The organism is Micromonospora noduli, from assembly GCF_003264475.1.
Taxonomy (GTDB): domain Bacteria; phylum Actinomycetota; class Actinomycetes; order Mycobacteriales; family Micromonosporaceae; genus Micromonospora; species Micromonospora noduli.
The window spans coordinates 67,360-88,987 of the sequence record NZ_PYAC01000017.1 but is presented as its reverse complement, the minus strand read 5'-3'; the positions used below and the strand labels follow the sequence as shown (position 1 = coordinate 88,987).

Annotated in this window: 12 protein-coding genes; 8 read left to right on the top strand and 4 right to left on the bottom strand. The window is 71.9% G+C overall.

What is annotated here, in order from left to right; genetic code table 11:
* Positions 1-16: 16 nt before the first annotated feature.
* Positions 17-790 carry a hypothetical protein gene (locus MED15_RS19205; protein WP_112584409.1) on the bottom strand — a complete coding sequence of 258 codons (774 nt, stop codon included), beginning with the start codon at positions 788-790 and terminating at the stop codon, positions 17-19.
* Between the two features lie 271 nt (positions 791-1,061).
* Here MED15_RS19205 and MED15_RS19200 point away from each other — a divergent pair, with 271 nt between their 5' ends.
* The 5 genes from MED15_RS19200 (at position 1,062) to MED15_RS19175 (ending at position 11,543) form a co-directional block, all read left to right on the top strand.
* Positions 1,062-2,909, top strand: coding sequence for a glycoside hydrolase family 15 protein (locus MED15_RS19200; protein WP_112584408.1), 1,848 nt, complete (start codon positions 1,062-1,064; stop codon positions 2,907-2,909).
* A gap of 129 nt (positions 2,910-3,038) precedes the next feature.
* Positions 3,039-3,593 carry a hypothetical protein gene (locus MED15_RS19195; RefSeq protein WP_112584407.1) on the top strand — a complete coding sequence of 185 codons (555 nt, stop codon included), beginning with the start codon at positions 3,039-3,041 and terminating at the stop codon, positions 3,591-3,593.
* A 582-nt stretch (positions 3,594-4,175) separates the two neighbouring features.
* A complete protein-coding gene (locus MED15_RS19190) occupies positions 4,176-6,386 on the top strand; it encodes a HelD family protein (protein ID WP_112736489.1) in 2,211 nt (736 codons plus the stop codon).
* Between the two features lie 338 nt (positions 6,387-6,724).
* Entirely contained in the window at positions 6,725-9,433 is a 2,709-nt protein-coding gene (locus tag MED15_RS19180; protein ID WP_112736485.1) for a CHAT domain-containing protein, read from the top strand.
* A 28-nt stretch (positions 9,434-9,461) separates the two neighbouring features.
* On the top strand, positions 9,462-11,543 hold the full coding sequence (locus MED15_RS19175) for a hypothetical protein (RefSeq protein ID WP_112736483.1): 2,082 nt from the start codon (positions 9,462-9,464) through the stop codon (positions 11,541-11,543).
* A gap of 9 nt (positions 11,544-11,552) precedes the next feature.
* Here the strand turns inward: MED15_RS19175 and MED15_RS19170 are convergent, their stop codons facing one another.
* From MED15_RS19170 to MED15_RS19165, 3 genes are all read right to left on the bottom strand, one after another.
* The gene (locus tag MED15_RS19170; RefSeq protein ID WP_146766732.1) at positions 11,553-13,514 is read right to left on the bottom strand and encodes a caspase family protein; all 1,962 of its coding nucleotides are present in this window, start codon (positions 13,512-13,514) and stop codon (positions 11,553-11,555) included.
* A complete protein-coding gene (locus MED15_RS33240; RefSeq protein ID WP_146766731.1) occupies positions 13,511-14,653 on the bottom strand; it encodes a hypothetical protein in 1,143 nt (380 codons plus the stop codon). Before MED15_RS33240 ends, MED15_RS19170 begins: the two co-directional genes overlap by 4 nt.
* A 185-nt stretch (positions 14,654-14,838) precedes the next feature.
* Positions 14,839-16,374 (bottom strand): vWA domain-containing protein, encoded by a 1,536-nt coding sequence (locus MED15_RS19165; RefSeq protein WP_112602660.1) that lies wholly within the window; start codon positions 16,372-16,374, stop codon positions 14,839-14,841.
* 119 nt (positions 16,375-16,493) lie between these two features.
* Between MED15_RS19165 and grpE the strand changes: the two genes are divergently transcribed.
* From grpE to MED15_RS19150, 3 genes are read left to right on the top strand one after another with little or no spacing between them, the layout of a single operon-like run.
* Positions 16,494-17,261, top strand: coding sequence for a nucleotide exchange factor GrpE (gene grpE, locus MED15_RS19160; RefSeq protein ID WP_112736479.1), 768 nt, complete (start codon positions 16,494-16,496; stop codon positions 17,259-17,261).
* A gap of 29 nt (positions 17,262-17,290) precedes the next feature.
* A complete protein-coding gene (locus MED15_RS19155) occupies positions 17,291-18,961 on the top strand; it encodes an Hsp70 family protein (RefSeq protein WP_112602664.1) in 1,671 nt (556 codons plus the stop codon).
* 5 nt (positions 18,962-18,966) lie between these two features.
* Positions 18,967-21,627 carry a SaeA-related protein gene (locus tag MED15_RS19150; RefSeq protein ID WP_112736477.1) on the top strand — a complete coding sequence of 887 codons (2,661 nt, stop codon included), beginning with the start codon at positions 18,967-18,969 and terminating at the stop codon, positions 21,625-21,627.
* Position 21,628 lies beyond the last annotated feature (1 nt).

The window sequence follows — 21,628 nt, the reverse complement described above, 5'->3', positions numbered from 1 at the left end:
CGGCGAGCGTTCCCGTCTAGTCCGGGTAGGAGTCGTCGATCACCATCTCTCGGATCTCGATGATGCCCGGCCAGTGCCGGGAGACCGGGTCGGTACCGCGGCGCAGCCAGAGGGTCGTGCCGTCGCCGGCCGTCGCGGTCTCGATGACGTGGTCGGCATCCGCCTCGATGCGGCCGGTCTCGACCGGGCCCAGGCCGAGCCTCTCCGCCTCGGTCCCAAGGTCGGCGCGGGCGAGGAACAACAGGGCCGCGCGGCCCGGGTCGACGCCCACCGCGGCGGGCTCGACGCGGGCCAGCCACGGCTCCAGCGCCTCCACCGTCCCGGCAATCGTGGTCGCCGCGACAGTGACGAAGAGCCGGGCGACGAACTCGGCCTCGGTCGGCCCGATCTCCATGGTCCGGTCGGGGGTTCGGCCGGTGCCGTGGGTCGCACCCTCCCAGCCCAGCTCCTGATTGGCCCGGTTGATCACCAGACGGGTGGCCGGCGGACCGGACGGGGGTTCCAGGGTTTCGGCGTAGCGGACGTTCGACGAGTAGACGAAGTCCCGCTCGCGCCACCCGAAGCGGTGCAGCAGCGGGCGCGCCATGGCGTGCATGGCACGTTCCTCGCTGACGGCGACGAGGCGGCCCGACAGCAGCACGTCCGCGCGTTCGACGTCGACGTCCATCCCGTCGGCGCCGAGCTCGTCGGCGAGCGGAGCGTATCGGCGCAGAGTGGCGGCGGCATTCGCGGTGCCGCGTTCCAGCCTGAGCATCGCCCTCATCGCAAACGGCGGCTTGTTCCTGGCCACAACTGCCCCTCTTCCGGTCCGAGTGGTACGCGACGAGCAGGAACACCCTGAGGCGAGGTTGCTCGCACCGATGATCTTCGCAGGGCCCGGAAACGGTTTACCGTCAGCCGCGCTCCTCGTGCCCGGTCAGATCGGGTAGACGAGACGGGGCCTGCCGGATGGTCGGTGCAGGTTGTGCCACGCGACAGGGTGGCGGAACGTGAATCTCACCTAAGACGACAATTCCTCCCCTAGGTTCGGTGCGCAGGACGCAGCCGAACCGGGGAGAGACGTGGACAGCTATCCGGCGATCGAGGATCACGGGCTCATCGGCGACCTGCAGACCGCCGCGCTGGTGACGTGCGACGGGACAATCGACTGGTTCTGCGCGCCGCGGTTCGACTCGCCGAGCATCTTCGCCGCCCTGCTCGACAAGGAGAAGGGCGGCTACTTCCAGATCGCCCCGCACGACGTGCGGTACGTGACCAAGCAGCTCTACCTCCCCGGCACACCCATCCTGATCACCCGGTTCATCAGCGCCGACGGGGTGGCCGAGGTGACGGACTTCATGCCGGTCACCGGCGAGCGGGCCACCGACGCGCATCGGCTGGTCCGCACCGTCACCATGGTCCGCGGCAGCATGCGCTTCCGGGTGGAGTGCCGGCCGCGGTTCGACTACGCCCGCGAAGAGCATCAGCTTGAGCGCCACCACAACGGTTACGTCTTCCGCAGCCGGTCGGCGACGCTGACGTTCAACCCGGTCGACCCCGTGCGGCGGTTGATCTCCGAACAGGGTGACGTCCACCTTGAAGGCGGCGACCTTGTCGCGTACGGCACGCTGAACGAGGGCGACACCGGCGGGGTGGTCCTCGAGACGGGCGGCGCCGAACCGCGCATCTTCTCGCCGGAAGAGATCCAGGGCATGTTCGAGTGGACCCGGGACTACTGGCGGCGCTGGCTCGAACGTTCCCGCTACACCGGCCGCTGGCGGGAGATGGTCGAGCGCTCGGCCATCACGCTCAAACTCATGACGTACGCGCCGACCGGCGCGATGATCGCCGCACCCACCACCGCGCTGCCCGAGCTGGTCGGCGGAACCCGCAACTGGGACTACCGCTACACCTGGGTACGCGACACGTCGTTCTCGGTGCACGCGCTGCTCGGCCTCGGCTTCACCGAGGAGGTCAGCCAGTACATGAACTGGCTGGACGAGCGGATCCGCGAGGCCGGCGACCACCAGGACCCGCTGAAGATCATGTACCGGGTGGACGGCTCCTCCGACCTGCACGAGGAGGTGCTGGACCATCTGGAGGGCTACCGAGGCTCCCGGCCGGTGCGGATCGGCAACGGCGCCGCCGACCAGCTCCAGCTCGACATCCACGGCGAGGCCCTCTACGCCATGCACCTCGCCGACGAGCAGGGCATCCGCGTCTCGCACCAGGTGTGGAAGAGCACCGTCCGGCTGGTCGACTGGCTCTGCCACAACTGGGACCAACCCGACGCCGGCATCTGGGAAAGTCGCCACCACCCCCGCAACTACACCTTCGGTCGGGTGATGTCCTGGGTCGCGCTGGACCGGGCCATCCGGCTGGCCACCCGCACCGGCCGCCCCGGGGACATGACCTGCTGGACCGAACAGCGCAACCGCATCTACAACCAGGTCATGGAGCGCGGATACGACCGGGCCCGCGGCACCTTCGTGCAGGCGTACGACGAGAAAGTGCTGGACGCCGCGCTGCTCGCCATGCCGTCGGTCGGTTTCGTCACGCCGAGCGACCCACTGTGGCAGTCCACCTTGCAGGCGATCGAGCGTGAGCTGGTCTCCGACAGCCTGGTCCACCGGTACGACCCGGTCCACTCCCCCGACGGCCTCCCGGGCCACGAGGGCACCTTCAACATGTGCACCTTCTGGTACGTCGAAGCGCTGGCCCGCTCGGGCCGCCTCGACGACGCCCGACTCACGTTCGAGAAGATGTTCACCTTCAGCAACCACCTCGGCCTCTACGCCGAGGAGATCGCCTCGACCGGGGAGCAGATCGGCAACTATCCCCAGGCGTTCAGCCACCTCTCATTGATCAACTCAGCGCTGACGCTCAACGACCTGCTCGACACCGAGGCCGACGCCCGCCGCAGGCGGTAGCGCCAGCATGGTGCGACCGGCCGCCGCCCACGCGGAGCCGACTGCGGGAAGGGCTTGACGCGCCCACGTCGCATCGCGCATCGTCGATATGCATCGACCATCTCGAATGTATTGACGCGGGGAGAACCGATGAAGGCATTCGTCACCACCGTCTCGGTCGCGGCCCTGCTGCTCCTGGCCACGGGCAGCGCATCCCACGGCCAGCCGGCGGCGGACCCGCCCTGCACCGGGCAGATCCACCCGAACCCGGGGTTCGAGCGCGGCACCACCGGCTGGACGGCCGGCCCCCGCATCGTCGTGCTCGGCGACGCGACCCGGCCCGCACACACCGGCCGCGCGTACGCCACCTTCGCTGGGCTGGACGTGACACGTAGCGACCTGCTGCGCACCACCGTCACCGTTCCGGCCAACTGCGACCTGACGGTCCGTTTCTGGGTGCGGACCACCACCACGGAGACCAGCCGCGGCGACTACCTGAACGTCGGGCTGGCGGTCACCGGGATTCCCCCGAAGACGAGGTTCTCGCTGGCCTTCGACGGCGGGGCGGAGTGGCGGCAATACGTCATGTCGAGCGGAACCGCCACTACCGAACGCACCGCGACGGTCAGCTTCCTCGCCAGCGAGATGGCCGGCAACGGCGCCACCGCCTTCGACGTCGACGACGTGTCCTTCACGTTGAGCTGACCTGCGCGGGACAGCCCTCGCCGCCGCGGTGATCGTCCTCGCGCCGCGCGACCTCGTCCGTCCAGATGAACCAGGACCGGTCCGTGGGCCACAGATTCGTCGACGAGAACGGGTAGGGGGCTGGACGGCAACGGGCCGACTGCGGTGTGGGAACCAGCGGTGGCTTGGCGGGTAACTCCGATCCGATGCCTGTCCCTCGGTGCGATGCTGCGACCAGAGCGCCCGTCGCCCTGGACTTCCCGGTCGGACAACGAAGCCCAGGGGAATACCAGTGTCGGTGGTGTCCTCGTCGAGGTTTATGCCTCCGATGATCTCCGGCGCGAGGTCGCCAGATTCGAGCCGGTGGTCGCCTCCCGAACAGGACGGTCTGCAAGCCAGGTCCCATAGAACAGATAAAGACCGGACTGTCAATAAGAAAATGGGATTGGTGAGGCCACAAGCGACCCCGAAACTGCAAGGCATTGAGATTCCGATCTCTGCCGGCGGATTTCCTGGCCGGTAAGGGAGACCAACTCTATGCTTGCCGCCGAATGCGCTGCGGCTCATCCGGGCCGAGGGTTACCCCGATACAAGGATTTGCGAATGCACCGGAAGTCTGCCCTGAGCGACGGCACCGCCGGCGTCGACGAAGTAGCACCGGACGGCCAACTGCCGACCTCTACCGCAGAGGGTGCAGCGCGTCGATCCGCGGTCGCCGAGGAACAGGCGTTTCTCGACCTGGCCACGGCCCGGCGCGACAGGCTGGCCGATCACCTACAGGTCGAGCTTTCGTCAGAGCCCCTGGACGCGTTGGAGCGGGCCCGGCAGCGCATGCTCCGCCAGCAGTACGACGAGCTACGGCGAGCAGAGGACGGTCTGGTCTTCGGCCGCCTCGACGGCCTTGACGGCACCGTGCGACACGTGGGCCGTGTCGGTCTCCGCAACGACGGTGAGGGCGCTGAGCCACTGCTGGTGGACTGGCGCGCTCCCGCAGCTCGGCCCTTCTACACCGCGACGGCTGTCGACCCACAGGGTCAGGCGCGGCGCCGGCACATCCGCACGACGGGATCGGCCGTCGTCGGCGTGGACGACGAGCCCCTGGACGGGAGCACCACGGCGGACCTCGTCGGCGAAGGCGCTCTACTGGCCGCCCTCGACCAGCGGCGCACCGGTCGCATGTCCACGGCGATCTCCACCCTGCAACGCGAACAGGACGACATCATCCGGGCTGAGGCGACCGGCCCGCTGATAGTCCAGGGCGGTCCGGGCACGGGCAAGACGGTGGTTGCCCTGCACCGCGTCGCGTACCTGCTGTTCACCCACCGAAAGATGGCCGACCAGGCGGTTCTGGTCCTGGGCCCCTCGCCGCGGTTCCTCCAGTACATCGCCCAGGTGCTGCCCGCGCTCGGTGAGACCGCCGTCGTCTCGGCGACCTGCGACACCCTGCTGGCCGACGTCCACGTGGGCCGCGACGAGAGCCGGCTTCTCGCCGAAATCAAGGGCCGCGCCCTCTGGCAACCCACGCTCGAAAGCTACGTCGCGTCGCTGCTCCCCCGACCGCGCGAGCTGAAGCTGCGCTGGGAGGGCGAGTTCTATGTCATACCAGCCGCAACTGTGGCGCAGGCGCTCGCCTCGGCGGTGCAGGGGCGCCCGTACCACCGCGCCCGCGCGGCGTTCGCCGAGCAACTGCACCGCCTTCTGGCCGATGTCGTCGCCGAGCAGCGCGAGGCGCTGATGGCCGAGATGGAGGAAGGCTTCGAGGACATCCTCGCCCGCGTCGACAAGGGCATGGAGCAGGACCACCACTCCACCCGGACGTCCACCGGCAGCGACATCGACGGGTTGCTCTCCGAGGAGGAAGTCGAACAGCTTCGTTGTCGTATCGCCGAGAACGCCACCATCGCCCGATTCATCGAGGCATGGTGGCCCACCCTCGACCCCGAAACCCTGCTGGCTGATTTCCTGACCGACAGCACCCTGCTGGCCCGGTTCGCCCCTCAACTGTCCCCCGATGAGATCACGGCCGTCGCGGCCGAGCCCACTCCATGGGCATCAAGCGACATCCCTCTGCTCGACGCCCTCGCCGACCTGCTCGGCGAGGTCGACACCCCGCAACCACAGGGCGAGTTCCTCGCCGATCGCGCTCGCCGCCAGCGCGGCTGGGTGTACGGCCACGTCGTCATCGACGAGGCGCAGGAGCTGTCCGAGATGCAGTGGCAGATGGTTCTCCGGCGCTGTCCCAGTCGGTCCATCACCGCCGTCGGCGACATCGACCAGGCCGAGGCAGCGCACCGGCACACCAGTTGGGCACAAGCGGTGCGGGCCGCCTTCGGAGACCGCTGGACCGGCGCGGAACTCACCATCTGCTACCGGACCCCACGCGAGGTCATGGACCTCACCGAACCGGTCTTGAAGAAGGCTGGCAGCCACAACACTCCGCCACGAGCGGTACGTTCCTCCGGCATCGCCCCCTGGGAACTCACGACCACCCCCGCTGAGCTTGCCGGCGCCGCCGTGGAAGCGGTGCGGCAGTTGCAGCAACGGTGGCACGGCGGCACGGTCGGCGTCATCGCCCCCGCGGAGCGCATCGCCACACTCCAAGCCGTACTCAGTGATGTGCCGGTGCTCACCGCAACCCAGTCCAAGGGACTGGAATGGGACGCGACACTCCTCATCGACCCGCAGGGCATCGCCGCCGAACCGCGCGGTTGGAACGGCCTCTACGTCGCGCTCACCCGATGCACCCAGGAACTCGGACAGCTGACACTCACACAGCAGTCAGGTTGCGCGGCTCAGCCGCGTAGCCAGGAGTGATGGCCGCCGGGTCGCGGCGCGGTGGAGGTGGCGGTCGAGGTCGCGGCCCGGCCGGAGTACGGATTGGTCCGTCCCAGGGTCACCGAAATCTCGGTGGGGATGGAAATATCCGGAGGCGTTGACCGCCTGGTCCTGACCACTGACCGTGCGCCGTTCTCAGCACAGCTGCCCCCCTGCACTCTGCCAACATCGGCGAGCGTCAGCATCTGCCCGTACGGGCCGCAAGCCTGGGCAGTTGAGCATCCGCTCGACGCCGCTGTCCGTCAGGTGGAGTAGTCGGAAGGTGGCACTCGGGAGGGACGCGGTTGGACGGGGCATCGGACATCATCAGGCGTTGCGTGGCGATCAGTCGGGCGGCCTTCGGCCGGGGCGACCTCGACACCGCGATCGAGGACCTGCACCGGCTGCCGGCCGACCTGACCATCCGGGGTGTCCTGGCGGCCGACCTGCTCGGTGCTCTGGTCCGCGGCGGTCCGACGGCGGATCTCCACCGGCTGCGGCAACTCGACAGCCTTCTCGAGATCGCCGAGGAGGATCCACCCGATACCCCGGAGTGGCCGATGGTGCGCGTCGCGGCCCGGGTGATGGCCGTGCTACGCGCCGGGATGGAGGGTGAGGATGCGGACCCGCGGGTCACGCTCGCCGAGGCGGAGTCCCTCCTCGCCCTGGCGCCGAGTGTCGGCGACGACCCGACGGTGGCACCACTGTGGGACGTGATGAGGACCATGATCGGTCTCCTGCGGGCGATGGAGGACGGTGACGAGGCCGCGATGGAACGGCTGCCCGACGAGGCCCGTCGGGTCCGCGAGACGTTGGCCGGGAACCCGGCGCTGACGACATTCGGTGACGCCTTCGCCAATCTGACCGACCTGGTGACGGTGCACCACAGTGGTGGCGACTTTCGGCCGGCCTTCGGCCTGCTCCGCGAGACGGTGCAGCGGTTGCCAGCCGAAGATCCGCTGCGGGCCTCGGTGCTGTCGTTGGAGCCGATGCTGATGCCGCTGGCCGCGGTGCTTCGCGAGGACGTCGACGAGACGGGGTCGGCCGTCGTCGCCACGGCCGAACAGCTCGCCGCCATGACCGCCGTGGCGCAACGGCCCGACCTCTCCCCCGGCGACCGTGCGATGCACTACGCCGGGATCGGCGGCACGATGCTCGGCCTCGGCGAGGAGACCGATCCCGTCCGTGTCGAACAGGCCGTCGCGCACTTCCGCACGGCGGTGGACATCGCACCACCCGAGGACCCCCGCCTCACCTCCCATCTCGTCGGCCTGGCGCTCGGGCTGGTGACCCGGGGCGACGTGACCGGCAGGATGTCGGACGCGGTCGAGGCCGACGAGGTGCTGGGGCGTGCGAAGCGGCTGGCCGGCGGGCCGGCGCACCCCCTGTGGTCCGTCATCAACGAACTGCTGGCACAGGTACGGCGGCGGCACGCCGGTGTGGCGGAACCACACGCCGTCGCCCTCGAGGGCCTGCGTGAACACTCCTGGCGAGTGCTGCTCCAGACCGACCTGCGGGCGGCCAACTCGGCCGCCCGCCGGGCCGCACAGGAGGCCGTCGACGTCGCCCGCCAGTGCCTGGTGTTCCACGATCCGGCCAGCGCGATCCGGGCACTCGACGCGGGCCGGGGCCTGGCCCTCTACGCGGCGACCGAGAACCGGCAGATCCCCGGTCGACTCGAGGACGCGGGCCGACCCGACCTCGCGGCGCGCTGGCGTACGACCACGGCGTCCGGCGCGGCGGAGGAGGCCCCGATCGACCTGCGTCGCGAGGTGCTCACCGTGCTCACCGAGCAGAGCAGCACGGGAGCACTGCTCGACGCGCCGACGCTCGGCGAGATCCGGGCCGCGCTGCACACCGTGGACGCGGACATGCTCGTCTACCTGGTGCCGAGCACGGCACCCGTACCCGGCTACGCGGTCATCGCGCCCGCGCAGGGCCCACCCGCCTACCTGCCCCTGCCCAACCTGCATCTCTTCGACGACCTGGACGTGGAGCGCTATCTGACGGCCCTGGTCCGACGCGACGCGGCCATCGCGGACCCGGAGCGGGACCTGACCGCGCTCGACGACCCCGTCGACTTCGCCGGCAGCCTCGACGCCATGTGCGACTGGGCGTGGCGGGCGGCGATCGGCCCACTCGTGCAGCAGTACCTGCCGACCCTCCCCCGCCCGACCACCGGACGACCGCCCCGGATGGTCCTGGTGCCGATGGGCGAACTGGCCCGGATCCCGTGGCAGGCGGCCCGCCGGCCGGACGGCACGTACGCGGTGCGGCTGGTCGCCATCTCGCAGGCCGCCTCGGCCCGGATGCTCTGCCACTCGGCGGCGCTCCCGCCGGTCGCGCCGACGCCTGTCGGCCTGGTCGTCGGGGACCCGGACCCGGGCGGCGAGGCGCCGGACCTGGCTGCGGCCAGGGTGGAGGCATACGCCATCCACCGGTCGTTCTATCCCGGCGGCCGGTACGTGGGCCGGCGGCCCGACGGGTCGCCGAGCCGGTCCGGTCCCGGCAGCGTCGACGAGGTGCGAGCCTGGCTGACCGGTGCGAACCCCGGCGCCGGCGGGATACTACACCTCGCCTGTCACGGCGTCATCAACACCGATCCGGCGGCGGCCACCTCCTACCTGCTACTGGCCGGCGGTGGGCGGCTGACCGCGGAGGAGCTGGTCGAGCTGACCTCGCGCTCCCCGGAGCGCGCCATCGGGCTGATCGTGCTCGCCGCCTGCCGGACGGGTCAGGCGATCAGCGGCTACGACGAGGCGTACAGCCTGGGCACGGCCTTCCTCGCCGGCGGCGTCCGGTCGGTGCTCTCGACCCAGTGGGCCATCCCCGACCGGGCCACCTCGGTGCTGATGTACATGTTCCACCACCACCTGATGACGAAGGGGCTGCCCGCGTGGGAAGCGCTGCGGCAGGCGCAGAGCTGGATGCTCGGCCCGGAGTGGCCCATTCCGGAAGGTATGCCGGAGCCGATGCGCCGACACCTGGACCAGGACGGGCTCTCCCATGTCACGGCCTGGGCCGGGTTTGTCCACTGGGGGCAGTGATGCGACCACGCGAGGACGAGAGGGGCCGATGGTGAACGATGACAAGGAGAGGCGTCTGCGGGATCAGCTGGCCCGGCTGACCGGGCCCGCCCGCGTCCGCCCCCTGATGGAGCTCTCCCAGATCCTGGCCGACCGCTATTGGCGCATCGGCCCTGGCCAGGCGAGCGGGCAGCCGGCGCTCGACGACGCGATCGCCTGCCTGGTGGAGGCGCACGGCATGTTCGGCCCGGGCGACCCGCTGCGCGCGCAGATCGCCGCCCAGTCGGGCTGGCTGCTGAGCGCACGGCACGTTGCCCACGGCGGCCCGAACGAGGACCGGGAGCAGGCGATCGAGCTGCTGGAGGAGGCCGTCGCGGCGGTCGGTCTGCCACCTGTCTTTCCCGTCATCGCCCGCTTCGCCCTCGGTCAACTCTACGTGGCCGGGCTGTCTCGCGGCCTCGCCACCGGGAACCTGGCGGGACGGCTGAGCGGCGCCCCGGCGGACCCCGCCACGCTGGCCGAGGCCGAGCGGGCGGTGGAGTGCTTCCGTGAGGTGGTCAACGCCGACCAGTTGGGTGTCGAGGTGGCCGAGGCCACGAAGGTCATGCTGGAGCTGGCCGAGGCGATGCGGGACTTCTACCGTGCGCCGAAACGCGGCGCCCCGTTCGATCTCGGGCCCATGATGCGGTTGATGACCACAATGCAGGAGATGCAGCAGCGGATGGAGGGCGGCGTCACGGCCGGGCTCCCGATACCCTCCCTGTTCGACCTGTCCACCCAGGCCACGGGTGACCCGCTGGACCGCCCCGTCGCCGTCGTGACCGTGCCGGACGGTGCCGAGCAGGCATCCGTGCCCACGCCCCGGCCGGCGGCGACACCGCCCGACCCGGCGACGCTGCGCCGCGCTCTCCGGGAACGACTCGGCGGCGATGAGCTCAACGCCGCCCTCGCGGCCCTGCTTCGCCCCGGTGCTCCTGCCCCGCGGGTCGGGCTGGTGGACGACCTGGTGGGGCTGGCCAGCTCGGTCGTCCACGCGGCGGGAGTCGCGGCCACCGCGCAGGACCAGATCACCCTGGCGGTGGCGTTGTACCTGCGCGGCAGGGACGACGCCGACGACGGCTGGGGCGACACCGACGACGATGTCCGGTCGGCCGCCGCGCACCTGCTGGCCGCCACGGACGCCCTGCCCACCGACCCGTTCGGCGTCGTTCCGCTCGCCGTGGACCTGGCCGGGCTGCTCGACGAGCGCCACCCCGCCGGACGGCTGGGCGAGACCCTGCGAGCCAGCTTCGCCCCGGTGGCCGCGGCACTGCACGGCGTCCGGGTCGCGGCGCTGGGCTGGCCCAGGGCGGACGGGTTGATGCTGCTGCACACCGAGACCGGCCGGTTCGACCGCGTCCCGCCCGAGCGGGCCCTACCCGACCGGCTTGCTGTCGTCGGCGGCCCGTTGCCGGACGACGACCAGGTGGTGGTCTCCGCGGTCACCTCGGCCCGACAGGCGGCCGAGCTGGCCCGCCGGGTGCCGATGCGGGTCACCGAGGCGCCGGTGCTCGTCAGCGATCCGCGCGGCGACCGCGGCCCGGCCGAGGTGGAACGGCTTCGCCGGCTCTACCCACGGTCGATCGTTCTCGGCCGGGTCGGCTCAGGCGCCGACGGCGCCGGCACCCCGGACGACGTCCTCGCCCACCTCGACGCGTCGATGCTGCACCTCGACTGCGACGTAGACGCCGACGGTGCGCTGGCCCTGGCCGGGCCCGCCGCGTTGACACCCGCCGCGATCACCGGGCGGGCGGGGCGGGCCGGGGCCGAGGGCGGGTTGGCCGTCCTGCCATCCGTCGGCGCGCAATCCGCACCGCTCGCCGACGCGTTGCTCACCGCCGGGTTCACCGCCGTGGTCGACTGGGTCCGGCCGATACCCCGCCCAGTGGCCACGCTGATGCTGACCCTCCTGCACACCGAACTGGTGCGCGGCGGGTTACGCCCCGCCGCGGCCGTCCGGGCGGTGGGCCGACGGCTTCGGGCCCCGGGACGGATCGCGCCCACCCTGCTCCCGGCGACCCTCGCCGGCCGCACCGACCTGGACCTCACCGACCCGGCCTATCGGACCGCCATGGTGCTGCGAGGGCTCTGACCCGACCGTTCAGCTCCGGGGCACCTCCACCTCGAGAGGAACGGTCACCGTCGTCCAGTCGTACGCGCCGTCCTCAGCGGATGCCACCAGGTCGCGATGCTGCACGGCGCGCCCGATCCGGTCGAGGAACCCCCGGACGGCCAACGGCCCACGGTCGACACCGCGCGGCGCGCCGAGCGCCGGCAGCTCGAAGGGCGCCGGGCCGAACTGTTCCTCGGCCACCACCAGCTTGAGCCAGTCCCGCACCCGGGCACCCGGCTCGGGTGCCTCCCCCGACGGTAGGGCTGCCACGACCCGGCGTCCCCGCAGGGCCGCCGCCCGGCCGCCGGGGGCGACGAAGCTACCCGGAAAGAGCTCGGCATGCGCCCGGAAACGCTCGGTCAGGTCCAGCAGAACGCAGAACAGCATCCGGTCACTGCGGTTGTGCAGGCGGACGAAGATGGTCTGCGGCGTCCAGCCGCCCGGCCCCCGCTCGTAGCGGAGCCGCAGCACACCGTCGACGTCGGCGGCGACAGGCGGCCGGTCGAACGGTGCGATGCGCTCGCCCGGTCGTGCCGCGACCACCTCCACCGTCACCGCGCCGGCCAGGCCGGTCACCGGATTGTTCAGCTCCCGGATCTGTCGCCACCTGGCGATGTGCTCCAGGACGTGGACGGTCTGCCGCGCCCCGTCCCGGTGGATGTCGGTCAACTCCCCGGCGAGCGGCGTGCCGCGACGGTCCACCACGATGGCCAGATCGCGCCGCGGAACCCGCACCATCAGCTCCGGCGTGGTGCCCACGTCCGACGGACCGACCGGGCGCAGGTGCGGCGAAGGCCCGCCCCCGGGGCCGGCGGAGCCCAGCGCGGCCAGCACCGTCGCGACGGTGGCCCGGTCCTGGCCCGGCCCGCCCACCATGACGGTGGTGGCCGGCAGCGGCACCCGGCTGAGCACCATCCGGTACTGCCGATCCCGATCGGGCTGCCAGCCGATCGGCTCGACCAGGCTCCGTTCGGCAAGCACCTGGACCGCACGGACCTCCCGCACCGGGAGCTCGCCCACCACGGCCAGCCGGATCTCGTCCGTGGTGGTGGCGACCAGGCCGTGACAACTGCCGGCGTCGACCTCCCAGCCCTGACGGACGTACCGCAGCAGCAGGCCGGAAGCGGGTGGGGCCAACGGGCCGCCGAGGAAGGGCTGGTCGGCGATCCCCTGGTGGGCCGGCGCCAGCTGCGGCACCTGCCGGTAGACGTTCTGCTCCACCTCCGTCTGTGCCGCGGCCAGCAGATCCCGATACGTCGCCGCCGGGCCCAACCGGCCGAGGGCGTTGAGCAGAGCCCAGCTGAACAGGCCTCGCCGCCGGCCGCCCAGCCTCATCTCCTGAGCCAGCTCGTCGGACCGGCAGGCGGCCAGCGCGACGTGCTCCGGAGCGGACGTCTGTCCGGGCACCGCGACCAGCAGTTCCGGAATCAGCAACTCGCGGACCGGCGCGGCAGCCATCGGCACCGCCATCCGGGCGCGGGTGCCCGGCAGCTCGCGGGTGGCACCCGCCGAGTGGCAGCAGTCCAGGACCGCCGCCACGTGCCCGGCCCGCAGGGCGACCTCGTCGAGCAGGATCGACAGCTCCTTGTCCAGCAGGTCGGGCACCTCGCCGTCCCTGCTGTCCGCGCAGACGAGGGTCTGCAGCATGCCCGTTGACTCCTCGAACCACCAGGCCGGGGCGGGCGCCTCGGCCCCGTGACCGCTGAACCAGAACAGGACCGAATCCGCCGGGCCGGCCTGGCCCAGGTGGGACCGGATCGCTTCGATCACCGCCGCCCGGGTCGCCTGGCCGTCATGCAACGACAGTGGTGCGAGGGTCACACCGGGCGCCAGCCGGGTTTCCAGGAAGGCCCTCGCCTCCACCACGTCGGTCAGGCAGCCGTTCAGGTCGGGCACCGTGGGCGCACGGTACGAGTTGATGCCGACCAACAGGGCGTAGAGCGTGCTCACACTGACTCCTCGGGTCCGATGTGCAGCCAGCTGTGCTCGACGAACCCCTTCGCCGGTAACTCCACGATGATCGGGGCGAAGTCCGCCGGCAGCGGTGGCTCGGTGGCGTGCCGGATGACGTCCTGGAACAGCACGTCGGGAACGCCGAGGACGAAGTCGACGGCCGGCCGGGCGGTCAACGCGTCGCGCAGGGGCGAGCTGTCGAGGATCCGGTGCACCGCGATCGCCGCCACCCCGACCCACCCGTTGGACGCGGGCTTCACCAGGCCCCGGTGCAGTGCCACCCGTACCCGCAGCCGCTCCGCCGCCGGCCGGCCGGCGTTGAGCACGCGCAACTGCTGGCCCAGACCAGTGACCAGGCGGGAGATCACCACCGATTCGTCGATCCCGGCCGGCAGCACCGTGAACTGGCCGTCGCCCTGCGGCTGGGGCCGGACGGCCGACTCCGGTACGCCAGCGCCCTGCCGGACCTGGGACAGCAACGCGACCAGGTCGCGCTGCACCTGCTCGGCAGCAGCGGTGCTGCGCCGGCTGTAGCCGGTGACGTCAACGGCCATGCAGAGCCGGACCGCCGCGCCCTCGACCGCCCCGCCGGCCTCGAACGCCTCGTCGAACGTCACCGACTCGCGCAGCCCAGCGCTGTACGGGTCGCGCCCACCCGTCACCCGCACCCGCACGTCGAGTGCCCCGGCGACCCGGCCAACGCCGGGCGGCAACTCCAGCAGAGCGTGCATGCCGTGCACCCGGGGCACCAGCAGGTCACCTCGGGGATCCTCGTACACCCAGCCGAACTCGTGGCGGTGAATGCCGAAGACGTGGGCGCGCGGCGACCCCGCCCGGGTCGCCAGCCGGGCCAGCCAGCCCGGTCGAGCCCGGGCCGCCGTCACCGCGTGCACTGCCGTCGTCGAGGTCGGCTCGGCGAACGCCGCCGGCCAGCTCAGGCCGAGCGTGCCGCCGTCGCCGTCGAGCCGGACCGCGAGGGCCGCCGGGTCGGTCAGGATCACCTCGAACCGGGCGGCCGAGTACCGCTGCCGTCGCGGCAGAGCGTCGAGGTCGAAAGCGAACAGCGCCCCCACGTACCGCCGCCCGGTGGCCTCGGATCGGCGGCGCAGGTGCGCAGGCAGATCCTCGCCGGGCACGGGATACAGCAGCGGCCGTCCACACCGTGCGCGGACAGGCTCGGTCGGTCTCTCCTCCCCCGGGCCACGACCATCGGTCGACACCAGCTCGCCGAGGGCGAGGAGGTCGCTGTCGCCCAACGGAACGGGCGCGCTCGGGCCTGGAGCGGGTGCTGCCGGGCGGTCCTCCTCGGCCGGGCCGCCGATCACCGCGACGGACCGATCAGGCTGCTCTTCGCGGCGGCGGCCGCCGGTGTCGCGGTGCGCCAGGTGAAGTCGACTCCGCCCAGTTCGACGGTCTCCCCCGGGCCGCAGGTGCCGACCTCCCGTTCGGCGACCGAGCCGTCCCGGGAGTAGCCGATCACCAACCGGACCTCGGACGCCCCGACGGAGGGCCGGTGTGCGGTCACCTCGCCATACCCGGGCAGCCCCGTGGAGTCCGCGGTGATGGCGGTCCGGCGGCCGCTGAGTGCCAGGTCACGTTCACCGCCTGAGGCGTCGCGGAGACGCAACGTGCCGGCGAGGGCCGGGTGCCGCCGCCGGCCGCGGCCCCACCAACCGGCGACTGCCATCGCCGTCAGCAGCGCCGCGCCCAGGGACCACCACCCGATGCTGCCGCGTTGGGCGGAGAGGGCGCCGCGGGTGGGGCCGCCGTCCAGCCGCGGGGCGAAGTCCACGCCCAGCTCATCGGTGAGAACCTCCGCCCACGCGGAGCCGACCTCGCCATCGAGCGTCAACGTCGCGTCCGCGGTGACCCGGGCCAGCGGCGCTACCCGCCGGGGGCCAGCGTCCCAGTCGACAGTCACCGGAACGGTCGCGGTGCCGCCGGCCGGCAGTTCCACCGGCCCGCCCGGCACGGACAACCGCACGTCGGGCCGGTCACTGCGAACAAGGAGGTGGTCGACGACCAGCGGGACCTTGGTGGTGGTCGACCGGAGCCGGACCTCCAGCCGGGTCCGGCCGGCCCCCAGGCGGCCCGCGCCGGCCGGCCAGACGACCTGGACCCCGTGGGACACGTCGTCGCCGAGGACGCTACGCGCCTTCGCGGCGCGGGCCGACGCCTTCGGCTGTTCGAGTTGGTCGCCCAGCCGATCGATCGACGTGGGCGCGAGCAGCTTGGCGCCCGGGTAGACCCGGGCGAGCAGCGGCGCGCCCGTCGAACCGGTCAGCGGCACGGCGTACGCGGTGAGGGAGGTCTTCTTCAGCGACCGGCCGGAACGGACGAGCTCGTTCCAGGCGTACCCCTGCTCGAAGGGGTACGCGCTGCCCACGGGTGGGTCGTGCCGCCCGTCGGTGAGGAGGACGACGGTGGCGATCGGCGGCACACCCTCGCGCGCCAGCAGCCGGAGACTGGTCTCGATGGCCGCGCCGATGTCCGTGTACCGCCCGTCCGCGCTCCGGGGCAGCTTCGCCACCAGTTGGTCGGGGGCACGGCCGACCGGCCCGTCGTGGACCACCCGCGCCGAATCGGCGAAGGTGACAAGCGCAACCCGGTCGTCCGGCGCGAGCGCGGCCAGGAAGGATCGCAGCGCCCGTCGCACCTGCTCGTACCGGCCGCCGTCGCGCATCGACCGGGACACGTCGACCATCACCACGTAGTCGGCCGCGACCTTGTTGACGCCGAGCGCCGCGTACACCTCGTCGCTGTTCGCCGGTGCTGCCGCCGCCGGTGCGACGGGCAGGAAGACCATCGCCACCGCCGTCAGTGCCGCCGCGGCGGCTGCCACCGTACGCCGAATCATGCTGATCGCCCTCCGCGTCTGCCGATCGTCGTGTGTCCCTGACGGACGGCGGAGCTGTCCGTCAGGGACAGACGACCAGACGCCCACAGTGGCGGCGGTGGACCAGGGAGGGAGCACGGGTGCACGAGGAAGCGCACGGTCCCGCGGCGGAGGCCAGCGTCGACGCGACCGCGCCGGTGGCCGAGCCGCCGTCGGAGCTGATGGCCGAGCGGCTGGAACCGTCGGCAGCGGATCTCGCGGAGCCGGCGGGCGAGGTCCATGCCGAGCCGGCGGGCGACCCGCCGCACCGGCTGGACAGCCTGACCGAACGACTCGGAGACGAGCTGGCCGGGCTGGCGGATCGGCTCACCGGCGAGCTGGCCGGGCTGCGGGCCGAGGTCGCCCGCACGCAGGACCGGGCCGCGGCCCGCGAGCAGGTCATCGACCGGCTGCACGAGGAGAACCAACGGCTGCGGGCCGGTGAGCGACGGCTTCTGCTCCGCCCGCTCCTGACCGACCTCCAGCGGCTGCGCCACGACCTGCTGCGTACCGCCGCCGGGCTGCCCACGACGTTCGACGCCACGGCCGCCGCGGAAATGCTGCGCAGCTACGCCGCCAACCTCGAACTGACGCTGGAACGGGGCGGCATCAGCGTGCTGGCACCGGCGGTCGGTGCCACCTTCGACACGTCAACGCAGCGGGCCACCGCGACCGAGCCCGCGAGGGACCCCGGTCAGGACGGCACCGTCGCGGCCGTGGTTCTCGACGGTTACCACGACGTCGAGACGGGACGCACGGCCGTGCCCGCCGCGGTCCGCGTGCACCGCTGGATTCCCGACCCGCAGCCCCCGGCGGGCGAGCCCCATCCGGAGCCGGAGAGCGAAAACCAACACGCGCCCACACCGTGACAGCCGATCGATCGGCGGACAGGAGCAGGATGTCGGACGAGAACCTGACTTTCTACGGAATCGACCTGGGTACCACCTACTCGGTCGTGTCGTATGTCGACGAGACCGGACGGCCCGCCGTCGTCCGCAACGTCATCACCAATAACGAGACCACCCCCTCGGTCGTCTACTTCGAGCAGGACACCGGTGAGGTGGTGGTCGGCGAGGCCGCCAAGAACGTGTCCCGGCTCTACCCGTCCCGGGTGGTGGAGCGGGTCAAGCGGAGCATGGGCAAGGAGTCGCAGTGGGAGTTCGACGGGACGACGTACACCCCTGAGTCGATCTCCGCGCTGATTCTCAAGCAGCTGGCGCAGGACGCCGAGTACTACACCAACCGCCCGGTCCGCAAAGTCGTGATCACCGTCCCCGCGTACTTCGGTCTGCTGGAACGCGACGCCACCCGCAACGCCGGCCGGATCGCCGGCCTGGACGTCGTCGAGGTGGTGCCGGAGCCGGTCGCCGCCGCCCTCCAGTACGACCTCGGCAAAGACACGGCCCGGACGGTGCTCGTCTACGACCTCGGTGGCGGCACCTTTGACACCACAGTCATCCGCATCGGCGTGGACGCGGTCGAGGTGCTCTGCACCGACGGCGACCAGCAGCTCGGCGGCACCGACTGGGACGCCCGCCTGGTCCAGTACCTGGTGGACGAGTTCGTCGCCCGTGCGCAGCCGGCCGAGGACCCGACGCTGGACGAGGAGTTCATGCAGGACCTCGCGCTGACCGCCGAGGAGGTCAAGCGACAGCTGTCGACGGTGACGTCGCGCAAGGTGCCGATGCGTTACGCGGGCGCGTCCGCCTCGGTGGAGGTCAGCCGGGAGACGTTCGAGGAGATCACCGGCGATCTGCTCAACCGGACGATCGTGTACACCGAGCGGACACTGCGCACACTCGGCGAGAAGCTCGGTGTCGACGACCCGGCCGCCGCCATCGACGAGGTGCTGCTCGTCGGTGGTTCCAGCAAGATGCCGGCCGTGGCGAGGGAGCTGACCGAGAAGTGGGGTTGGACGCCACGTCTGCACGACCCGGACCTCGCGGTGGCGAAGGGCGCGGCCCGCTACGCGCTCAGCCGCGCCGTCTGGGCGTGGGACGGCGAGGGTGCCGCACCCACCGCCGAGGAGAAGCGTGAGCGGGTCCAGGCGCTGGCGCTGGCGACCGGGGTGGACGAGGAGGCCCTGTCCGCCAGCGCCAACAAGCGGATCGTCACGGTGCTACCGAAGTCGTTCGGGGTCAAGCTCCAGGACACCACGGCGGACGACTGGGCATCCCAGCCAGACAAGTACTACATCGAGCACCTGGTGCACGCGAACGAGTCGCTACCCATCACGCAGCGAGAGCTGAGTGCCCGCACGGTGGTCGAGGGCCAGACCGCGATCGAGATCGAGCTGCACGAGCAGGCCGGCGCCGAGGAGAGCCCCGAACTGTCGGCGAACAAGCCGGTGGACCAGGGCAAGGGTCAGATCAGCGGACTACCCCCGCTGCCCCGGCACTCACCGATCAGCATCACGATGGATGTCAGCGACGGCGGTCAGCTGACGTTGCACGCGGTCGAGCCGAGCAGCGGCGAGAAGCTTCTGATCGAGGTGCAGGTCAGTCTGCTCACCGAGGAGGAAGTGCACGACCTTCGGGACATCGTCGCGGGGATCACGGTGCGGGGCTGACCACGATGGCGTTCGACCAGCGCACATACCTACGCGAGGTGATCGGCCCACTGCGGGACCGTCCGGGCGGCCTGTCGCCCACCGATCTCGCCCGGCACTACGCGGTCAGCACCGAGATGTCCGCGGCCGAGCTGCGGGAGCAGCTGACGGTAATTCGTCGACTGTGGAACCAGCGCTCCAGCGGCGTCGACTCCGCCGCCCGGGTCTGCGCGCAGCTGCACAGCCGGGACGAGCAGCTGCGGGCCGAGCACGGCACGTCCATGTTCGAGCCGTCGTGGTGGCGGGAACGGATCGAGGAACATGGTCGCGGCGCGCGGGCGGAGTCCGAACGGTTCGCCCGGGACCTGGCCCAGTCGTACGGCGCCCTCGGCCGGATCACCCAGGCGCAGCTGAAGGAGATCGCCGGGCACTGGCCGGGCCTGGACGCCGAGCAGATCGACCAGGCGGTTCGGCGCGCCGGCCTGGTCGTGGTCGATCCGGTGGAGCTGCCGACCGAGCCCGATATGGAGCGCACCGCCTACCGTTCCCTACTCCGGCTACAGGACCTGCTCGGCGCGCCCACCGTGGTCCAGGTGGTGCACCCCGACGGTGCGCCGTTCCGGCTGCTCGGCGCGGAGGCGGTGCCGCTCGACGTCGCCACGGTGCGAGCCCGGACGCAGGAGGCGAACCGGCTCGCCGACGCCGCTGCGGTGCGCAACCGCAAGGAGGCCCTCGGCCTCCTGGAGCGGGCCGCCACCGACGGTGTTGACCTGCGCCTGTTGGCGCTGTTCCAGGTGGTCGACCGGCTCCGGTCGGGGCGGGCCAGAGGGCTCGCCGACGGAATGCTGGTGCGCATCGCCACCGACACCGGGCTGGAGCACTCCGACGCCCGTTCGGTGGTGGCCAACCTGCCGCTCGACACCGGCCAGGACGCCGGGCCGGCGGGGCGGATCCGTGACCTGGTCGCCGACGGGCACTTGCTCGCGGCCCGGCAGGCCGTCGCGGTGCTGCCCCTGGACGACCCGCACCGGGATGAGCTGCGCGGCCAGGTCGACACCCTGCTGGGCGAGGTCGAGTCACTGCGGCGTGCCGCCGACGAGGCCACCCGGTCGGAGCGCGAGGAGGAGGCCGCCCGGCTGCTCCGATCGGCGCTACGGATCGCCGCGGACGACGACGACCTCGCCGACCGGCTCGCCGCGCTCGCGCCGCCGCCCCCACGTGGTCTGGCGGCACGGTCGATGGAAACCGGCGTTCGCCTGACCTGGACGGCCCCGCCTGGGCAGATTGCCGAGGTGCGCTACCGGGTCGTCCGGTCCGACCGGCCACCTCGCTCGGCCGCTGACGGCGAGACGGTCAGCGAGAGCACGCTGGCCGAGGCGACGGATCCGGCCGCGCCACCCGCCCGGTCCCTGCACTACGGCGTCTTCGCCAGCGTCGGTGGGGACTGGTCGCGCCCGGCCACCGTGGCGACGCGCATCGTCCCGCCGGTCACGGGCGTGCGGGTGTCCGTCCGCCCCGACGAGTTGTCCTGTTCCTGGCGGGCGCACCCGGCCGCGGAGGGCGTCCGGGTGCGTCGCACCCTCGGGCGGCCGCCAGCCTCCGCGGAGGACGGAGAGCCGGTGCCCGCGAGCCGTGCCGGGCTGTCGGACGACACCGGGGACGGCGTCACCGACCGCTACTACGGCATCGTCCCCGTCTATCGGGACGAGCACGGCGCCGAGGTCGAAGGGCCGTTCGTGGTGGCGCGCGCCGTCCTGCGGGACGCCGCACCGTCGCACGTGGAGCGGTTGCGCGCCCACGTGACGGCGGTCGACGCCCAGACCGCGACGGCCCACTTCGCCTGGCTCACGCCGGCCGGCGGGACAGTGTCGGTCCGCCGGTCCGAGCTGCGCCCCACCTGGGCACCAGGCGCCCGGATCCGACGCGAGGAGATGGAAGGGTACGGCGAGGCGCTGGTCAGCGACCGGATCGTGCAGGAGGCGGAAACCCTGCTCGAGGTGACCGTACCAAGTGGCCGGTTTGTGTACGTCCCGTTCACCGTGGACCGGGCGACGGACACCGCAGTGGTGGGTGAACCCCTCGCGCTCGGGGTGACCGAGCCGGTCCAGCAGCTCATCGCCCGCCGCACGGGTGACGAGGTGACAGTGGCGTGGGTGTGGCCACCCTCGGTCAACCTGGCCGAGGTCACCTTCACCCCGCCGCAGGGCTCGCCGACGGTACGGCGGCTGACCCGGGGCCAGGTCACCGCGTCGGGATGTCGCCTGCGGGTGGGTCCCGCCGGTGGTCGGGTCTCGGTCCGGACGGTGGAGCGCGGCCCCGGCGGCGAGACGTACTCCGCCGTCGAGTCAGTGCCGGTGGACGGGGTGCCCGTCGCGTTCGGCTACCGGATCCGGCGGGACGGCGGCCTGTTCAGCCGCAAGCGACTGTTGAGCGTCGACGTCGACCAGCCGTGCGAGGGAGTGGAACTGCTCCTGGTGGCCGCGTCCGGAGTGGCGATGCCGGCCCGACCGGAGCGGGGCAGGGTCGTGAGCCGGGTGACCGGACTCTCGCTGCACCCGGACGTTGCGTGGCAGCTGCCCTTCACGCTGCCCACCGGGCTGTCCAAGCCGTACTGGCTGCGCTGCTTCGTGATCCGACCGCCCGACGCGCGAGTCACCGATCCCATCGACGAAATGAAGGTGTCCTGAG